The organism is Micromonospora sp. WMMD1102 (assembly GCF_029626265.1).
Taxonomy (GTDB): Bacteria; Actinomycetota; Actinomycetes; order Mycobacteriales; family Micromonosporaceae; genus Plantactinospora.
In genome coordinates, this window is record NZ_JARUBN010000001.1 from 351,460 (window position 1) to 367,507 (window position 16,048).

Genomic DNA, 16,048 nt, shown 5'->3' on the forward strand with positions numbered 1-16,048 from the left:
GTGGACCGCCGGCCGGCGCTCAGGCCGGGCCGGGCCCGGGCCGGCGCTCCGCCGGTGAACCGCCGGAAGCCCGACGGCGCGGGATTAGCCGGCGGCGGAACGGGAAGGACCGCGACGGCGCGGGCGGTGACGTTCCCGCCACGCAGGGCGTCGACGCGTCCGGTGGGCGGGCCGATCGGGTCGGCGGGCCGGTTTGCCAGGTTTCCGCTCGGCCCGTCGCGGTTAATGGGAGCCTCTGATCGAACGGCCCTAGCCTGCCGTAGCCGTCGCTGGAGGTGACCATGCGCGTTGGCCTCGTCTGCGCACACGCCGGCCCGCCGCAGGAGCGTCGCCGTCAGTTCGCCGGCACGCACCAGCACGTGGCCCGGGTGGCCGTGGAACTGACCGAACGGGGCCACGACGTCCGCGTGTACGAGCGGCTCGACGACCCGGACGCGCCACCGACCACCGAGATCGGCGGGTACCGGGTGGAACGGGTGCCGGTCGGGCCGTCCCGGCGGGCCGCCACCGCCGAGCTGGTGCCGTACGTGCCGGAACTCGGCCGCTGGCTCACGGACCGCTGGGCCGGGGAGTGGGCGCCCGAGGTGGTGCACGGGCACTTCTGGGTCGGCGGGCTGGCGGCGGCGAGCGCCGTCCGGGAGACCGTCATCCCGGTCGTGCAGACCTTCCACTCCCTCGGCGTCGAGCAGCAGCGCCACCTCGGCCAGGCGTACCGCGGCCCGGGTGAGCGGATCCCGCTGGAGCTGGCGCTGACCAGGGCGGTCGACATGGCGGTGGCCGGGTGCACCGACGAGGTCGACGAGCTGACCCGAATGGGTCTGCAGCGCGCCTCCGTGGTGGTGGTGCCGGCGGGCGTGGACACCGAACTCTTCGCCCCGGAGGGCGAGGCGGTTTCCCGGGACCGGCGACCACGCATCCTGGCCGCCGGCGGGCTGGAGCCCGGACACGGGCAGGAGGACCTGATCCGGGCGATGCGGCTGGTCGGGGACGCCGAGCTGGTGATCGCCGGCGGCCCGTCCGCCGACGGCCTCAACAACCACGCCGAGGCCCGGCGGCTGCGGAAGATCGCCGAGGCCAGCGGGGTCGCCGACCAGGTCCGGCTGGTCGGCACGGTGCCGCACGACCAGATGCCCGCCTGGTACCGCTCGGCGGACGTGGTGGCCTGCACCCCCCGGTACGCCTCCGCCGGCCGTATCCCGCTGGAGGCGATGGCCTGCGGGGTGCCGGTGGTCGGCTACTCGATGGGCGGCATCGTGGACACCGTGGTCGACGAGGTCACCGGCCGGCTCGTCCCGCCCGGCGACGTACGCGGCCTCGGGGTGACCCTGCGCCGGCTGCTCGCCGCCGACGCGGAGCGGTTCGCGTACGGGCACGCGGCGGTGGACCGGGTGCGGTGCAGTTACACCTGGGACCGTACGGCCGGCGCGCTGGAGCGCCTCTACGAGCGGGTGGTGCGCCGCCGCCAGCCCGCCCCGAGCTGACCCGCCGACCGACCCGACCGACCCGACACGCCAGCCCGGTCCCGTCTCGTGCTCAGCGGCGCGGGAGCGGTACGACGGAGGTGGACCGGCGCCGGCCGGGTGTGGTCGACCGGGGTAGTCCCGGCGCGGGACCTGCCGGCAGGGCCGCCCGGGATCCCGAACGCCGTTCCCGGTCGCGCCGGTGTGGCAGCTCGCGCTGGCTGGGCAGCAGGGTGTGCTGGTGCTGCGGCTCGGCGTACCGGGTCAGGCCGAGCACCGCGGCCAGGGTGATCAGGAAGCCGACCGCGGCCAGCCACTCCCGGCCCGGCCAGATCCGGTCGCCGAGCAGCAGCAGCCCGACGATCGCCGCCGGCACCGCACCGGCGGCGTCCATCGCGGCCACCGCGGCGGTGGTCGAGCCGCGCTGCATCGCCAGGCCGAGCAGCAGTTGGCCGACGATCGAGTGGACGATCAGCAGGTAGAGCAGCGGGTCCCGGAGGAAGGCCTCGAACGAGTGCACCGAGGCGAGCGGGCGGGCGGCCACCGCGGCGGCCGAGAACGCCAGCCCGGCCAGCGCGCCGAGGGCGACCGAGCCCGGCACGCCGTGCAGGCGTACGGCGGGAAAACCGAGCGCGCCGATCACGCCGAGTGCGACGACCAGCCCGACCACCCCGGCGGTCCCCAGCTGCCGGGACGGCGCCGGTTTGGCGGCCAGCACCAGCGCGGTTATGCCGGCCAGCAGCAGCACCAGCAGCACCACCTCGGCGGCCGGCAGGCGCCACTTGAGCAGCAGCACTCCGAGCACGGCGGTCACGCCCAGCCCGGCCGCCACGCTCGCCTGGACCAGGAACAGCGGCAGGTCCCGCCGGGCCAGGAAGGCCAGGACGAAGCCGAGCATCTGGCAGGTCAGCCCGACCAGATAGCTGCGGTGCCCGGCCAGTCGCAGCAGCAGCCCGGGGTCGAAGGTGTGGTGCAGGGTCGTCCGGGTCGCGGCCACCGACTGGAGCAGGTTGGCCACGCCATAGGCGGCGATCATGGCCGCGAGGAAGCACCAACCGGTAGACACCTGGCGAGGATAGAGGCTGCCGCCCCGCTTCGCTCGGCCGGCTAGCCGAGCCGGTCGAGCAGATCCTGGTGCAGTTTCCCGTTGCTGGCGACCGCGCTCCCGCCACCCGGGCCGGGACGTCCGTGCAGGTCGGTGAAGGTGCCACCGGCCTCGGTCACGATCGGGATCAGCGCGGCCAGGTCCCACAGCGACAGCTCCGGCTCGACCATCGCGTCGACCGCACCCTCGGCGAGCAGCATGTAGCCGTAGAAGTCGCCGTACGCCCGGCTCCGCCACACCGTCCGGATGATGTCCAGCACCGGGTCGAGCCGGCCGGTCTCCTCCCACCCGTTCAGCGACGAGTAACAGAAGCTGGCGTCGGCGAGCCGGCCGACCCCCGAGACCCGGATCGGGGTGGCCGCGGCCTGGTGCCGGCCGGCGTACGCCCCGAGTCCGGTCGCCGCCCACCAGCGGCGGCCCAGGGCCGGTGCGGAGACCAGCCCGACGACCGGGGTGTCGCCCTCCATCAGCGAGATCAGGGTGGCCCAGATCGGCACGCCCCGGACGAAGTTCTTGGTGCCGTCGATCGGGTCGATCACCCACTGCCGGGTGCCGGCTCCGGCTGCCGGGCCGGAGGCGCCGTACTCCTCGCCGAGCACGCCGTCCCGGGGCCGGGTGCGGGCCAGGGTGGCCCGGAGCGCCTTCTCCACCGCGGTGTCCGCGTCGGTGACCGGGGTCAGGTCCGGTTTCGCCTCGACGTGCAGGTCCAGGGCCCGGAACCGGGCCATCGAGATCGAGTCGGCGGTGTCGGCGAGCATGTGCGCCAGAGACAGGTCGTCCGCGTGCCGGGCCATGGCGGAAACCTACTCGATCCGGTCGAGCCGGGTGCGTTAGCATCCCGCGCCGTGGCCACCGAACCGATTTCCGACGTCTCTCCCGAAGTACTGATCGGCCTGCTCGCCGAGCCGGACCGGCTGGCCGTCTTCGCCGCCGTGGTGCTCGGCGCGGGCGGTCCGGCCGAGGTGGCGGAGCGGACCGGGCTGCCCGCCCGGACCGTGCACGCCGCGCTGCGCCGGCTGGAGTCCGGCGGCCTGGTCGAGACCGTGGACGACCGGACGGTCGCCCTGGTCGGCGCGTTCAAGGAGGCGGTACGCGCCCACCCGCCGACCCCGGCCGTGCCCGACGCGGAGCTGGACCCGGACCGGGCCACCGCCGCGGTGCTCCGATCCTTCGTCCGGGGCGGCCGGATCACCCAACTGCCGGCCGCGCAGGGCAAGCGCCGGTTGCTGCTGGAGCACGTCGTGACGACCTTCGTCCCCGGGGTGCGCTATTCCGAGCGGGAGGTGAACGCCCTGCTCCGGGCCTGGCACGACGACTACGCCGCGCTGCGCCGCTATCTCGTCGACGAGGTGCTGCTGACCCGCCGGGACGGCGTCTACTGGCGCAGCGGCGGCCCGGTCGACATCGATCCCGGCCCGACCGCCACCGACCCCGACGGCCTGCCCGGCTAGCGTTCCGGCCACCGGGTCGCCTCTGGCGGGTGGCTACCCGGTCGCCTCGGCGCGGCCTATTCGGTCTCGCCGGCCCGGGAGGCCAGCAACCGGCGGTACGACGCCAGCCGGCGCGGGTCGGCGTTGCCGGCCGCCACCCAGGCGTCCAACGCACAGTCCGCCTCGTCCGAGGTGTGCTCGCAGTTCGGCGGGCACTCCACGGTCCCCTCCACCAGGTCGGGAAAGCCGTGCAGCAGGCTCGCGGCGGAGACGTGCGCCAGGCCGAAGCTGCGTACCCCCGGGGTGTCGACGATCCAGCCGGGGTGCGGGGTACGCCGGCCGCCACCCTTACCCGCCTTGGACCCGGCCGGCCCGGCAAGCGACGGCAGGCGGAGCGCGACCGCGCTGGTGGAGGTGTGCCGGCCCCGGCCGATCGCGCTGACCGTGCCGACCGCCCGGTCCGCCTCCGGCACCAGCCGGTTGACAAGCGTCGACTTGCCCACCCCGGAGTGCCCGACCAGCACCGACAGGCGCTCGGCGAGCAGCCCGCGCAGCTCGTCGAGGTCCGAGTCGGGCCCGACGAGTACGTGCGGCAGGTCCAGCTCCGCGTAGTAGCCGAGCACCCCCTCCGGAGTGGCCAGGTCGGACTTGGTCAGGCAGAGCAGCGGCTCGATGTCGGCGTCGTACGCCGCCACCAGGCAGCGGTCGATGAACCCGGTCCGGGGCGGCGGGTCGGCCAGCGAACTGACGATCACGAGCTGGTCGGCGTTGGCCACCACCACCCGTTCGAGCCGCCCCTCGGCGGTGCTCTCGTCGTCGTCGGCGGTACGCCGCAGCACCGAGGTCCGCTCGGCGATCCGGACGATCCGGGCCAGCGCGCCGGCCGTGCCGGAGGTGTCCCCGACCAGGGCCACCCGGTCGCCGACGACCACCGACTTGCGGCCCAGCTCCCGGGCCCGCATCGCGGTCACCGTCCCCGCGCCGTCCCCCGCCTCGACGCCAGCCCCCGCGCCGTTACCGGGGCCGGACCGGTCACCCCGGCCGCCCGCTGGGTCGTCGCCGGTGACGCAGGTGTAGCGGCCCCGGTCCACGGCGACCACGAATCCGTCCACCGCGTCGGAGTGTCGGGGGCGGGTGCGGGTGCGCGGACGGGACGAGCGCCCGGGCCGGACCCGTACGTCGTCCTCGTCGTACTCCCGCCGCTTGCCGGCCAGTTCCGCCCCCGTCTCGTCGTCGGCGTCGAATCGGCGGCGACCGGCGCGGGAACGTACCGGTCCCGGCTATCGGCGCCCGTCGCCGCCGGTCACCATCGTCGACCATAGTGCCGGGAACTCGGGCATGGTCTTCGAGGTACATGCCACGTCGTCCAACCCGATCCCCGGCACTGTGAGCCCGATCACCGCTGCCGCGTGCGCCATCCGGTGGTCGGCGTAGGTCCGGAACGTGCCGCCACGCAGCGGTCGAGGTCGGATCTCCAGCCCGTCGGCGGTGTCGGTGACCTCGGCGCCGAGCCCGTTCAGCTCCCGGGCCAGCGCGGCCAGCCGGTCGGTCTCGTGTCCCCGGATGTGTCCCACCCCGCGCAGCCGGGACGGCGAGTCGGCCAGTACGGCGAGGGCGGCCAGCACCGGCGTGAACTCGCTGACGTCGGAGAGGTCGGCGTCCAGCCCGCGGATCGTCCCGGTGCCGCGCACCGTCAGGCCGTCGGTGCCCAGCGTCACCTCGCCACCCATCCGGGAGAGCAGGTCCCGCAGCGTGTCGACCGGTTGCAGGCTGCTGCGCGGCCAGCCGAGCAGGGTGACGCCGCCGCCGGTGACAAGCGCGGCGGCGAAGAACGGCACCGCGCCGGAGAGGTCTGGTTCGATGTCCCAGCCGCGTCCGGAGAGCCGACCCGGCTCCACCGTCCAGACGTCCGGGGTGGCGTCGTCGACGGCGGCACCGGCGGCCCGGAGCATCTGCACGGTCATCCGCAGGTGCGGCGCGGACGGCACCGGCGGCCCGACGTGCCGGACCACGATCCCGCGCTCGAACCGGGCGGCGCCGAGCAGCAGCCCGGAGACGAACTGGCTGGAGGCCGAGGCGTCGAGCACCACCTCGCCGCCGGCCACCCGCCCGGCGCCGCGCACCGTCAGCGGCAGGCTGGCGCCCTCGGTGGTGTCGATGCCCACCCCGATGGAGCGCAGCGCCTCGACCAGCGGGCCGAGCGGGCGGGTCCGGGTGTGCGGGTCGCCGTCGAAGGTGACCGGCCCCTCGGCCAGCCCGGCGACCGGCGGCACGAACCGCATGACCGTGCCAGAGAGCCCCACGTCGACGTGCGCCGGGCCCCGGAACGGGTGCGGCCGGACCAGCCAGCGCTCGTCATCCACTGTGGAGACGTGTGCGCCCATCGCGCGCAGCCCGGCGGCCATCAGCTCGGTGTCCCGGGCGCGCAGCGGCTGGCGCAGCGTGGAGGGGCCGTCGGCCACCGCGCTGAGCACCAGGGCGCGGGCGGTCAGCGACTTGGAACCGGGCAGCCGCAGCGTCGAGGCGACCGGGTCGGTCGCGGTCGGCGCGGTCCAGGGTTCGAGCGGGCGGACCGCCGTCAGGTTCGGCACCCGTACATCCTGCCCCCTGGCCGGGCGGACCGGATCCGAGTCCCGGCCCCTCCCGCCTGGCGGGACGGCCGGCCGGGCCGGAAGCACCGGCGTGACCGGGTCTGCCGGGCGGGCCGGGCCGCCGGGGCCGGGGTACGGGACGGCCGGCCGGCGCCGGAGGCGCTAGCGTTGCCCCCATGTGCGGCAGGTACGCCACCACCCGGAGCGCGGCCGATCTGAGCGCCCTCTTCGAGGCGTTCGACGAGACCGGTGGCCGGCTCGCCGCCGACTACAACGTGGCGCCGACCGATCCGGTGCCGGTCGTGCGGCGCGACGTCGACTCGGACCCTCCGGTGCTCTCGGTGGCCCGCTGGGGGTTGCTGCCGCACTGGGCGAAGGACACCCGGGGTGCGGCCCGCATGATCAACGCTCGCGCGGAGACGGTCGCCACCACCCGGGCGTACGCGCAGTCGTTCGCCCGGCGCCGCTGCCTCGTCCCGGCCGACGGCTGGTACGAGTGGGTCCGCCGGGACGGCGGCAAGCAGGCGTACTTCATGACTCCGCGCGACGGTGGGGTGCTCGCCTTCGCCGGTCTCTGGTCGCGTTGGCACGGCGCCGGCGAACCACTGCTGACCACGAGTGTGGTCACCACGGCCGCCCTCGGCGAACTGGCCCTGGTGCACGACCGGATGCCGCTGCTGCTGCCCCGGGACCGCTGGGCCGACTGGCTCGACGGCGACGACGACCCGGCCGTGCTGCTCGCGCCGCCGGACGGGAAATCGCTGGCCGAGATCGAGATCCGGCCGGTCGGCAAGGCCGTCGGCGACGTCCGCAACGACGGCCCGGAACTCGTCGCCCGGGTCCCCGCCGCGCCGCTGCGAGCGTTACCAGAAGGGCCGATGGCGACGACGCTGTTCTGAACACGGAACCGCGCATTTGCCTGCACCGATTTGTCACCGTTCGGGGTGGAACGTCGGCGGGACTTTTCCACACCTTTGCTGAGAGCACTTGTCACGCATCGTGTTGGTGCGATAGAACACAGCGCCGACAGTGGGTGTCGGCTCGCACCGGGCGAGCGGCACTCACCGATCTTCGTCGGTCCCACGGGGGAGGTGGGTGAATGACACGGGCGCGGATGCCACGCCCGCACGAGGTTGCCGCGGCACGACGAGACCCGAGATTGCTTCGGGCTCTGAGCGAGCGGCGCCTGGACGATGCCTGGCGTACCCGGGGGGTGTGCCAGAGCGTGGACCCGGAAACGTTTTTCCCGGCGCCCAGCGAGCCGGCCGATTCGGCCGTCGCGCTGTGCCGGACCTGTGACGTGCAGGGCCCCTGCCTCGCCTGGGCACTCGAGGTGGGCGACTGCCACGGTGTCTGGGGGGCGACCACACCCCGTGAACGCCGGGCGATGTTGGTGGCCTGGCGGGACCAGGTGGAGCACGATCCGGACGCGGTCGGCGACGCCGGGCCGCCGGTCCGGGACCGCCTGCTGACCCTCGTACCGCTCAGTTCGAGCCGCCGCTGACCGTCCACCGGCGTACCCGGATCGCAGTCACGCCGGGTCACCTGGACGGGTGGGGCGGCGATCCGGGCTCGGCCGACCGGCGTTGCCATACAGTGGCGCCGTGCGGCACGGTGACGAGATCGACACTCCACGCGGCCCAGCCCGGGTGGACGTCGACCTGCCGGGCTCCGAGCCGACGACCCTGCTGGTGCTCGGGCACGGTGCGGGCGGCAGCGTGGACGCGCCGGACCTGGTGGCGCTGCGCGGGGCGGCGGTCGCGGCCGGGGTCACGGTGGCCAGGGTCACCCAGCCGTACCGGGTGGCCGGGCGGCGGGCGCCCGCTCCGGCCGGGCAGCTCGACGAGGCGTGGGTGGCGGTCGTCACCGCACTGCTGGACCGGTGGCCCTCGACCCGCACGCTCGTCGTCGGCGGCCGGTCCAGCGGTGCCCGGGTCGCCTGCCGGACCGCCGGCACCGTGGGCGCTTCGGCAGTGGTGGCGCTCGCGTTCCCACTGCATCCGCCGGGCCGGCCGGAGCGGTCCCGGGCGGCGGAGCTGCGCACCGGGCTGCCGACCCTGGTGCTCAACGGTGATCGGGACCCGTTCGGGATACCGGCCCCGGGGCCGGGCGTCCGGGTCGAGGTGCGGCCCGGCGAACGGCACGACCTGCGCGTCGACCCGGCAGGCACGGCCGAACTGGTGCTCGACTGGCTCCGCGGGCATGGCTGGGCGGCCTGAGCGGCCGGGCTCGGGCTGAGCCGCTGTGCTCGACGCGGCTGCGTGAGCGTGGCCGACGGCCGAACTGGTGCTCGACTGGCTCCGCGGGCATGGCTGGGCGGCCTGAGCGGCCGGGCTCGGGCTGAGCCGCCGTGCTCGACGGGCTGCGTGAGCGTGGCCGGGCGGCTGACCGGCCGGGCCGGCCGCTGGGCCGAGGCCGCGCCGGCCCGGCCGTTTCTGTCGTAGCAGGGTGATCGTTGCTCCAACTGATGCCGGACGCCACAGACGATGCGCGAATCGGACGTGGCGCCCGGTTTCATCCTCCCAGGCCCTTCCTGGTCCCAGCCGTGGACGGTCCGCCTCGGATCGGTCACGGCGGGGCCAGGGATGGGGGGTGCCGGAATGCCCCGCCCGGCGCGGCGGTTACAACTCCCGGAAGCCAGTGAAGCCACAAGGGGGTTTGCCCGGTGTCGACCGAGACACGGAGCCTGGAGTACGACCGCGGCGCGCGGTCACCGGATCGGCGGCGGAACGGCCCGCCCACCCGGTCGTCGGAGGGCCGGCCCGGAGTGGGTACCAGCACCCTCCGAACGGAGTCGCAGCCGCGCGCTTTCCGCGTATCCTCGGCGGGACAGCCGAATAACGCTGCGGTGACGGGGAAGAAGGTCACCGCGCCGGTTCGGTACCGAGGCGAGGGAGACGGCCGGTTGACAGCGGAGAAGACGGACGAGCGCAGGGCCCGGTTCGAACGTGACGCGCTGCCCTTCGTCGACCAGTTGTACGCCGCCGGCCTGCGGATGACCCGCAACCCCGCCGACGCGGAGGACCTGGTCCAGGAGACGTTCCTGAAGGCGTTCGCCGCGTTCCACCAGTTCGAAGAGGGCACGAACCTCAAGGCGTGGCTCTACCGGATCCTGACCAACACCTACATCAACTCCTACCGGCGGCGGCAGCGGCAGCCCGTGCAGGCGCCCACCGAGGAGATCACCGACTGGCAGCTCGCCGAGGCGGAGTCGCACACCTCCAGCGGACTGCGCTCGGCCGAGACCGAGGCGCTGGACCGGCTCCCGGACACCGACGTGAAGGAGGCGTTGCAGCAGCTCCCGGAGGAGTTCCGGCTCGCCGTCTACCTCACCGACGTCGAGGGGTTCTCCTACAAGGAGGTCGCCGACATCATGGGTACGCCGATCGGCACCGTGATGTCCCGGCTGCACCGTGGCCGGCGAAACCTACGGAAGCTGCTGGAGCGTTACGCTGCCGAGCGGGGCTTCTCGTCCGCCCCGTCGACCAGGTCCGCTGCGGCCGGCCGGGAGGTGTGAGCCAATGAGTTGCGGTGACCCGCACGAGACCGACTGCCGTGAGGTCCTCACCGAGGTGTATCTCTACCTCGACCTGGAGTGCGCGGACGAGCGGCGCGACCTGATCCGGAACCATCTCGACGAGTGCTCGCCCTGCCTGCGCGAGTACGGCATCGAGCAGGAGGTCAAGGCCCTGGTGGCCCGCTGCTGCGGCAACGAGACCGCACCCGCCGAGCTTCGCGAGCGGCTGCGGGTCCGGCTGGCCGAACTGGTCTTCGAGACCGACTCCCGGGAGTACCTTCCCGACTGAGCCGCCGGCCGCGCCGGTGAGATCGCCGGCCGCGTCCGTCCTCGGGCGCGGCGCCGGCGGCCGGATCGCCGGGCGGGCCGGGTGGTGGCGAGCGCTCTGCCGCGATCGCCGACCCGTCCCGTGCCCCGCCCGGCCGCTCGGGCCCGGCGCCGAACTCAGGAGTTGGGGCGCTTGCCGTGGTTGGCGGAGCTCTTCTTCCGCGCCTTCTTCTTCCGTGCCTTCTTCGCCATGCTGTCCTCCTCCGTCTGCCGGGGGCGGCGCCGGCAGGAGTCGCCGGCCGCCCGTTCTGCTCGCGCCGGCAATCCTTTCATGGTCCCCGGGCGACCGGCCGGCGCAGTGCCCACGCCCGTGGCCTGCGCATGATTGGATGTCGTTCGCAGGACAACGGTGACGACGAGGGGGAAACCCATGGCCGAGGAGATCCGCGCCGAGATGGTGGCGAACGTCTGGAAGGTCGTGGCCTCGGCCGGCGACTCGGTGTCCGAGGGTGACACGCTGGTGATCCTGGAGTCCATGAAGATGGAGATCCCGGTGCTGGCCGAGTCCGACGGGGTGCTCCGGGAACTGCGCGTCAACGAGGGTGACGTCGTGCAGGACGGCGACCTGATCGCCGTCATCGAGTAATCGCGGCACCACCGGGCCGGCGACGAACGACCGCGGCACCACCCCGACGGAACGAGGGAACGGAATGACCGACCTGCTGGTCCGGGTGGCCGAGCCGGCCGACTTCGACGCGATCGCCCGGCTCACCGTGGCGGCGTACCGGGCGGACGGGCAACTCGACGGCGAGCACGGGTACGAACAGGTTCTCGCCGACGTACCGGCCCGGGCCGGTGCCGGTGAACTGCTGGTCGCCGCCGACAGGGCGACCGGTGAACCGCTCGGCGCGGTGCTGTTCGTGCTGCCCGGCTCGGCGTACGCCGAACTCTGCGGTGCCGGCGAGGCGGAGTTCCGGATGCTGGCGGTGGACCCCCGGGCGCAGGGCCGGGGTGTCGGCAAGGCGCTGGTCCGGGCCTGCCTGGACCGGGCGGAAGCGCAGCACTGTTCCCGGGTGGTGATCTGCGTCCGCAGCTTTTCCGCCCCGGCGCACCGGCTCTACGACGGGTTCGGCTTCGTGCGAACCCCCGACCGGGACTGGTCCCCGGCCGCCGGGGTGGACCTGTACGCGCTCCGCCTCGACCTGAACCCCGCCCCGGCCGTGCTGGCCGATCCCGGCCACTGAGCCGGGCGGCGGGGCCAACCCGGAGGCGGGGGCCAACCCGGAGGCGGGGGCTAACCGGATCCGGCCGGAGTCTCGCCGATCCGGTCGAGCAACTCGTTGGCGACATCGAGCGCGAGTGCCTGCCGTTCCTCGCCGCTGATCTCGCCGCGCAGCGCGAAGAGACTGCCGTGTACGGCGAAGAGCGCCAGCATCGCCCGGAGCTGTCCGGCCGGTGACGGATCGGCCCGGGAGAGCAGTTCGGCGACCCGCAGCATCCGGTCCCGCATCATCTGGCCGGCGGGGTGGTGCTTGACCACCGTCCGGTTCTGCTCGAAGAACTGCATCACGCTGCGCCCGCCGTCGCCGAAGAACTCCGCGGAGTACCGGCGCAGCGTGGCCCGCCGGCCGGTGGCGTCGGCCGGCTGCTCCGCCGCCCACTCGATCAGCCGGTCGAGCCGGTCGAGCCGGTCGGCGACGAAGCTCTCGACGATGTCGTCCTTGCTCTTGAAGTGGTAGTAGAGGGCAGCCTTCGTCACGCCCAGCCGTTCGGCGATCTCCCGTAGCGAGGTTTTCTCGTAACCCTGCTCGGTGAAGAGTTCGAGCGCGACGGCCTGGATCCGGGACCGTGTGTCACCTGTGCTGCCGGTCACCCGGACCACCTCTCGTAATCGCTTGACGGGCACCAGGCACCCAACTTACCGTACGGCAAGTAGAATTCACTAGCCGGTCGGCAAGTAAGTGGGCCACGCGCAGGGGGAGAGAGCCTACCGATGACCACCATGGCGGAAGCGCCGCAACGACCAGTCAACATCAGGGTCGTCCTCGGCGGCCTGATGATCGCGATGATGCTCGCGATGCTCGACAACATGATCGTCAGCACCGCGCTGCCGAGAATCGTCGGCGAGTTCGGCGGGCTCAACCACTTCACCTGGGTGGTCACCGCGTACGTGCTCGGCTCCACGGTCTCCACGCCGATCTGGGGCAAGCTCGGCGACCTGTACGGCCGCAAGAGCATCTTCCTCACCTCGATCCTGCTGTTCCTGTTCGGCTCGGCGCTCTGCGGGATGGCCGGGTCGCAGCTGCTCGGCGGCCCCGCCGAGGGGATGGCGGAACTGATCGCCTTCCGCGCGGTGCAGGGCCTCGGCGCGGGCGGCCTGATGGTCGGCGTGATGGCGATCATCGGCGACCTGGTCCCGCCCCGGGAGCGGGGCCGCTACCAGGGCATGATCGCCGGCATCATGGCCATCGCCATGGTGGCCGGTCCGCTGGTCGGCGGCTTCATCACCGACCACCTCTCCTGGCGCTGGGCGTTCTACGTCAACCTGCCGCTCGGCGGCGTGGCGCTGATCCTGCTGGCCACCCGGATGCACCTGCCGAAGTACCGCACCGAGCACCGGATCGACTGGCTCGGGGCCGCGCTGCTCTCGGTCGGCATCACCGCGATCGTGCTGGTCACCACCTGGGGCGGCAACGAGTACGACTGGACCTCCGGGCAGATCCTCGGGCTGGCCGCCCTCGCCGTACTCGCGCTGGCCGGCTTCGCCCTGGTGGAGCGCCGGGTCGCCGAGCCGATCCTGCCGTTGAGCCTCTTCGCCAACCGCAACTTCGCGGTAATCTCCGTGATCGGCTTCCTGCTGGGCTTCGCGATGTTCGGCGCGATGAACTTCCTGCCGCTCTACCAGCAGACCGTGCAGGGCGCCTCCGCCACCAACAGCGGCCTGCTGCTGCTGCCGCTGATGTTCGGCATGCTCGTGGTGTCGATCGTGGTCGGCCGAGCGATCACCAGGACCGGCCGCTACCGGGCCTTCCCGATCGTCGGCGGGATCGTGATGACCGCCGGCATGGCGCTGCTGGCCATGCTCGACGTCGACACCGGCAAGCTGGAGTCCTCGCTCTACATGATCGTGCTCGGCGTCGGGATGGGCTTTCTGATGCAGACCTCGATGCTGATCGCGCAGAACAGCGTCGAGCAGAAGGACCTCGGTGCGGCGAGCGGTGCCGCCACCTTCTTCCGGTCGATCGGCGGCTCGTTCGGCATCTCGCTCTTCGGCGCGGTCTTCGCGAACCGGCTGGCCGACTCGGCCGCCGGGCCGATGATCGCCGGCGGTGGCGAGGGCGCCGGGGTCGACCCGGCGACGCTGCGGGCACTGCCGCCGGAACAGCAGCACGCGGTACTCGGCGGACTCGCCGACGCGATCGGGACGGTCTTCGTCTGGGCGGTGCCGTTCGCACTGGTCGTCGCGGTGCTGGCCTGGTTCGTCAAGGAGATCCCGCTGCGCGGCGGCCCGGCCGCCACGGAGGCGGCCGAGACGCCCGAGGAGCAGGCAGAGATCGCCCTGGCCCGACCACCCGTGCGCTGACCACCCGCACGCTGACCACCCGCACGGCGCCGCCTTCCACCTGGGGGCGGCGCCGTCGCGTACCCGACCAGAGCCGCCGGGCACACCCGCCCAGCCATCCCGCCACCGGCCCAGTCCTGCCGGGTGTCACCCGGCTCAGTCCTGCCGGGTGAGGCGTCGCCACATCCGGTCCAGCAGCCGGCCGAACCGGCGTTGCCGGGGTGCCACCGCGGTGCCGTCCCGGGTGAGCAGCAGCCGGGCGGTGTCCAGCGCGGCCGGCTCGGCGGACGGGGTGGCCAGCACCAGGTGGGCCAGCGACCGCAGCATGCTGACCGGCCGCCGCTGGGCCACCTCGACCGCGTCGCCGAGCCGCTCGGCGATCAGCCGGGCCACCTCGGCGCGCACCGACGGGTCCACCCAGGCGGCGGTGACCAGGGCGAACAGGGCCGCCTCGGTGATCCAGTCCTCCACACCCCAGACCAGGTCGAGGAGTACCCGGCGCCGGGTCGAGTCCGGCCACGGCTCGTCGGTGCGGTGGTGCAGCAGCCCGAGGCAGGCCCAGACCTGGACACAGCGCACCCAGAGCGTCGGGTCGTGCCGGCCCAGCGTGCGGCCCAGCTCGGTCTGCGGCGGGGCCGGCGGATGGACCAGCAGGCCGAGCAGGTCGTCGAGTTCGAGGGTGGCCAACCCGACCGCCGCGTCGTAGGCGGCCGGCGGGTGCGGCCAGGCGGGGTGCGCCAACTGCTGGATCCGGCGTACCGCCGCGTCGGCCGGCGGCGGCACGGCCGGTACGGCGGTGATCCCGGAGTACCGCCAGAGCTGGTGCCCGACCGGCCGGCGCGGCTCGCGGGGATCCGGTTCCGGGGTGGCGGCGACCGCGACGTCCAGGGCCGGGGCGGTGTGGTGCAGGGCCCGCATCGCACTCGGCGGCTCCAGCCCGGCCAGCGACAGCCGTACCCCGTCGGCCGGGTCGCCGGTGGCCAGCCGCTGCCGCACCGCCGTCGCCACCAGCTCGGTGGCCGGCGGCACCCGGCCCAGCCACGGCTGGCTCTGGCAGCACTCGGCGAGGTCGCTGTGCTCGTGCGAGTCGTCCGGATGGTCGCGCTGGAAGTCGGCCAGCGCGACCAGGTGGCCCAGGTCGCCGTCGCGGCGGTAACGCAGCCGGTGCCCGGTGTGCACCGCGCAGTCGAAGGAGGGGTCGCGGGCCAGTGCCCGGTCGATCCACTCCAGTGCCTCGTCGAGGCGGCCGTGGTCGGCGAGGGTGCCGGCGATGTCGGCGTACACCGAGAGGTCGTCGGGGTCGTGGTCGACGGCCCGGCGCAGCGCGGCGAGCGCCTCGCCGGTCCGTCCGGCGCTGCGGTAGGCGTAGCCGAGCCACACCTCGGAGAGCTTCGACGGCAGTTCCCGGGCGCCCTGACCGGCCCACTCGACGGCCTGGCCGACCGCGCCGACCCGGCGGGCCAGCGCGGACGCCGCGCCGAGCAGCAGGCCGTGCCGGGGATGCGCCGCCACCGCGTGCCGGGCCAGCCGCAGGTAGGGCCAGAGCGGTTCGCGGGCGGGCTCCGGCACCGGGTCGGGGATGCCGGCGCAGACCTGCATCAACACCCGGGCGATCCGGTCCGGGTCGAGATTGCCGGGGAGTTCGGGGGCGCTCACCCAGGGCACACCGGCCCAGTCAGCCGACGGGACGTGCCCGGTGGCGGCGGCCAGCAGTTCCAGCCCGTCGCCGGGGCGTCCGGCGGCGGCGAGCAGGTGCGCGCGGGCCACCACGGTACCGATGAACGGGTGCTGGTCGAGCGGGAAGAGGTCCACCCCGCCACCGGACCGGGCGGCGAGCTGGGCGAGCGCCTCGTGCACCTCGGGCATGGTCGGGGCGTACGCGATCGCCCCGGCCAGGTGCCCGGCGGCGTGCCGGAGATCTCCCTCGTCCAGCGCCAGCCGGGCCAGCGCGAGTTCCCCCTCGGCCGAGAGCCGGGGGTCGTCCGTTCCCTCGGGCACCGAGTCGACCCTTCACGTACGTGGAATTTCCCCTGGGTTGGGGAGCCTAGGGCATGGTGGCGGCGGGTGGTGATCTACTGCGCAAAGCTGCTCGTTAGATTGCTTAGACGCGTCCAAT

The 16,048-nt window shown here is 73.9% G+C and carries 17 protein-coding genes; 10 read left to right on the plus strand and 7 right to left on the minus strand.

Translation table 11 applies throughout. The annotated features are described in order from the left end of the window. Positions 1 to 281: 281 nt before the first annotated feature. A complete protein-coding gene (locus O7626_RS01805) occupies positions 282 to 1,481 on the plus strand; it encodes a glycosyltransferase (protein ID WP_278058592.1) in 1,200 nt (399 codons plus the stop codon). Between the two features lie 52 nt (positions 1,482 to 1,533). Here O7626_RS01805 and O7626_RS01810 read toward each other — a convergent pair whose 3' ends face one another. After that, positions 1,534 to 2,496: a hypothetical protein gene (locus O7626_RS01810; protein WP_347404848.1), complete on the minus strand. Its 963-nt coding sequence runs from the start codon at positions 2,494 to 2,496 to the stop codon at positions 1,534 to 1,536. Positions 2,497 to 2,567: 71 nt separating this feature from the next. Beyond that, a complete protein-coding gene (gene hisN / locus O7626_RS01815; RefSeq protein ID WP_278058594.1) occupies positions 2,568 to 3,359 on the minus strand; it encodes a histidinol-phosphatase in 792 nt (263 codons plus the stop codon). A 51-nt stretch (positions 3,360 to 3,410) separates the two neighbouring features. Between hisN and O7626_RS01820 the strand changes: the two genes are divergently transcribed. After that, positions 3,411 to 4,016 carry a DUF2087 domain-containing protein gene (locus tag O7626_RS01820; RefSeq protein WP_278058596.1) on the plus strand — a complete coding sequence of 202 codons (606 nt, stop codon included), beginning with the start codon at positions 3,411 to 3,413 and terminating at the stop codon, positions 4,014 to 4,016. A 56-nt stretch (positions 4,017 to 4,072) separates the two neighbouring features. Here O7626_RS01820 and rsgA read toward each other — a convergent pair whose 3' ends face one another. After that, the gene (gene rsgA, locus O7626_RS01825; protein WP_278058598.1) at positions 4,073 to 5,107 is read right to left on the minus strand and encodes a ribosome small subunit-dependent GTPase A; all 1,035 of its coding nucleotides are present in this window, start codon (positions 5,105 to 5,107) and stop codon (positions 4,073 to 4,075) included. 168 nt (positions 5,108 to 5,275) lie between these two features. Beyond that, a complete protein-coding gene (aroA, locus tag O7626_RS01830) occupies positions 5,276 to 6,586 on the minus strand; it encodes a 3-phosphoshikimate 1-carboxyvinyltransferase (RefSeq protein WP_278058600.1) in 1,311 nt (436 codons plus the stop codon). 176 nt (positions 6,587 to 6,762) lie between these two features. Between aroA and O7626_RS01835 the strand changes: the two genes are divergently transcribed. The 5 genes from O7626_RS01835 to rsrA all read left to right on the plus strand — a co-directional run bounded on the left by O7626_RS01835 (position 6,763) and on the right by rsrA (position 10,392). Beyond that, the gene (locus tag O7626_RS01835) at positions 6,763 to 7,485 is read left to right on the plus strand and encodes an SOS response-associated peptidase (protein WP_278058602.1); all 723 of its coding nucleotides are present in this window, start codon (positions 6,763 to 6,765) and stop codon (positions 7,483 to 7,485) included. 200 nt (positions 7,486 to 7,685) lie between these two features. Then, positions 7,686 to 8,090, plus strand: a complete 405-nt coding sequence (locus O7626_RS01840; protein ID WP_101369753.1) for a WhiB family transcriptional regulator — start codon at positions 7,686 to 7,688, stop codon at positions 8,088 to 8,090. 100 nt (positions 8,091 to 8,190) lie between these two features. Continuing rightward, the gene (locus O7626_RS01845) at positions 8,191 to 8,805 is read left to right on the plus strand and encodes an alpha/beta family hydrolase (protein ID WP_278058605.1); all 615 of its coding nucleotides are present in this window, start codon (positions 8,191 to 8,193) and stop codon (positions 8,803 to 8,805) included. 467 nt (positions 8,806 to 9,272) lie between these two features. After that, on the plus strand, positions 9,273 to 10,103 hold the full coding sequence (locus O7626_RS01850) for a sigma-70 family RNA polymerase sigma factor (RefSeq protein WP_278066026.1): 831 nt from the start codon (positions 9,273 to 9,275) through the stop codon (positions 10,101 to 10,103). Between the two features lie 4 nt (positions 10,104 to 10,107). Beyond that, positions 10,108 to 10,392: a mycothiol system anti-sigma-R factor gene (rsrA, locus tag O7626_RS01855; protein WP_278058607.1), complete on the plus strand. Its 285-nt coding sequence runs from the start codon at positions 10,108 to 10,110 to the stop codon at positions 10,390 to 10,392. Positions 10,393 to 10,547: 155 nt separating this feature from the next. Here the strand turns inward: rsrA and O7626_RS01860 are convergent, their stop codons facing one another. Then, the gene (locus O7626_RS01860) at positions 10,548 to 10,694 is read right to left on the minus strand and encodes a hypothetical protein (RefSeq protein WP_278058609.1); all 147 of its coding nucleotides are present in this window, start codon (positions 10,692 to 10,694) and stop codon (positions 10,548 to 10,550) included. A 106-nt stretch (positions 10,695 to 10,800) separates the two neighbouring features. Here O7626_RS01860 and O7626_RS01865 point away from each other — a divergent pair, with 106 nt between their 5' ends. Then, positions 10,801 to 11,016: a biotin/lipoyl-binding carrier protein gene (locus O7626_RS01865; protein ID WP_278058611.1), complete on the plus strand. Its 216-nt coding sequence runs from the start codon at positions 10,801 to 10,803 to the stop codon at positions 11,014 to 11,016. Between the two features lie 64 nt (positions 11,017 to 11,080). Then, positions 11,081 to 11,614: a GNAT family N-acetyltransferase gene (locus O7626_RS01870; RefSeq protein WP_278058613.1), complete on the plus strand. Its 534-nt coding sequence runs from the start codon at positions 11,081 to 11,083 to the stop codon at positions 11,612 to 11,614. Between the two features lie 50 nt (positions 11,615 to 11,664). On the opposite strand, the gene O7626_RS01875 is transcribed toward O7626_RS01870, so the two are convergent. Continuing rightward, entirely contained in the window at positions 11,665 to 12,252 is a 588-nt protein-coding gene (locus tag O7626_RS01875) for a TetR/AcrR family transcriptional regulator (protein ID WP_278066027.1), read from the minus strand. Positions 12,253 to 12,372: 120 nt separating this feature from the next. On the opposite strand from O7626_RS01875, the gene O7626_RS01880 reads away from it, so the two are divergent. After that, complete coding sequence (locus O7626_RS01880; protein WP_278066028.1) at positions 12,373 to 13,953, plus strand: MDR family MFS transporter; 1,581 nt, start codon at positions 12,373 to 12,375, stop codon at positions 13,951 to 13,953. 135 nt (positions 13,954 to 14,088) lie between these two features. On the opposite strand, the gene O7626_RS01885 is transcribed toward O7626_RS01880, so the two are convergent. After that, a complete protein-coding gene (locus tag O7626_RS01885; protein ID WP_278058615.1) occupies positions 14,089 to 15,930 on the minus strand; it encodes a tetratricopeptide repeat protein in 1,842 nt (613 codons plus the stop codon). Positions 15,931 to 16,048: the final 118 nt, after the last annotated feature.

What these genes read in the sequence shown, in the direction of transcription:
- O7626_RS01805 (WP_278058592.1), top strand. Translation starts at nt 282, where the DNA reads ATGCGCGTTGGCCTCGTCTGCGCACACGCCGGCCCGCCGCAGGAGCGT.
- O7626_RS01810 (WP_347404848.1), bottom strand. Translation starts at nt 2,496, where the DNA reads ATGATCGCCGCCTATGGCGTGGCCAACCTGCTCCAGTCGGTGGCCGCG.
- hisN (WP_278058594.1), bottom strand. Translation starts at nt 3,359, where the DNA reads ATGGCCCGGCACGCGGACGACCTGTCTCTGGCGCACATGCTCGCCGAC.
- O7626_RS01835 (WP_278058602.1), top strand. Translation starts at nt 6,763, where the DNA reads ATGTGCGGCAGGTACGCCACCACCCGGAGCGCGGCCGATCTGAGCGCC.
- O7626_RS01840 (WP_101369753.1), top strand. Translation starts at nt 7,686, where the DNA reads ATGACACGGGCGCGGATGCCACGCCCGCACGAGGTTGCCGCGGCACGA.
- rsrA (WP_278058607.1), top strand. Translation starts at nt 10,108, where the DNA reads ATGAGTTGCGGTGACCCGCACGAGACCGACTGCCGTGAGGTCCTCACC.
- O7626_RS01865 (WP_278058611.1), top strand. Translation starts at nt 10,801, where the DNA reads ATGGCCGAGGAGATCCGCGCCGAGATGGTGGCGAACGTCTGGAAGGTC.
- O7626_RS01870 (WP_278058613.1), top strand. Translation starts at nt 11,081, where the DNA reads ATGACCGACCTGCTGGTCCGGGTGGCCGAGCCGGCCGACTTCGACGCG.
- O7626_RS01880 (WP_278066028.1), top strand. Translation starts at nt 12,373, where the DNA reads ATGGCGGAAGCGCCGCAACGACCAGTCAACATCAGGGTCGTCCTCGGC.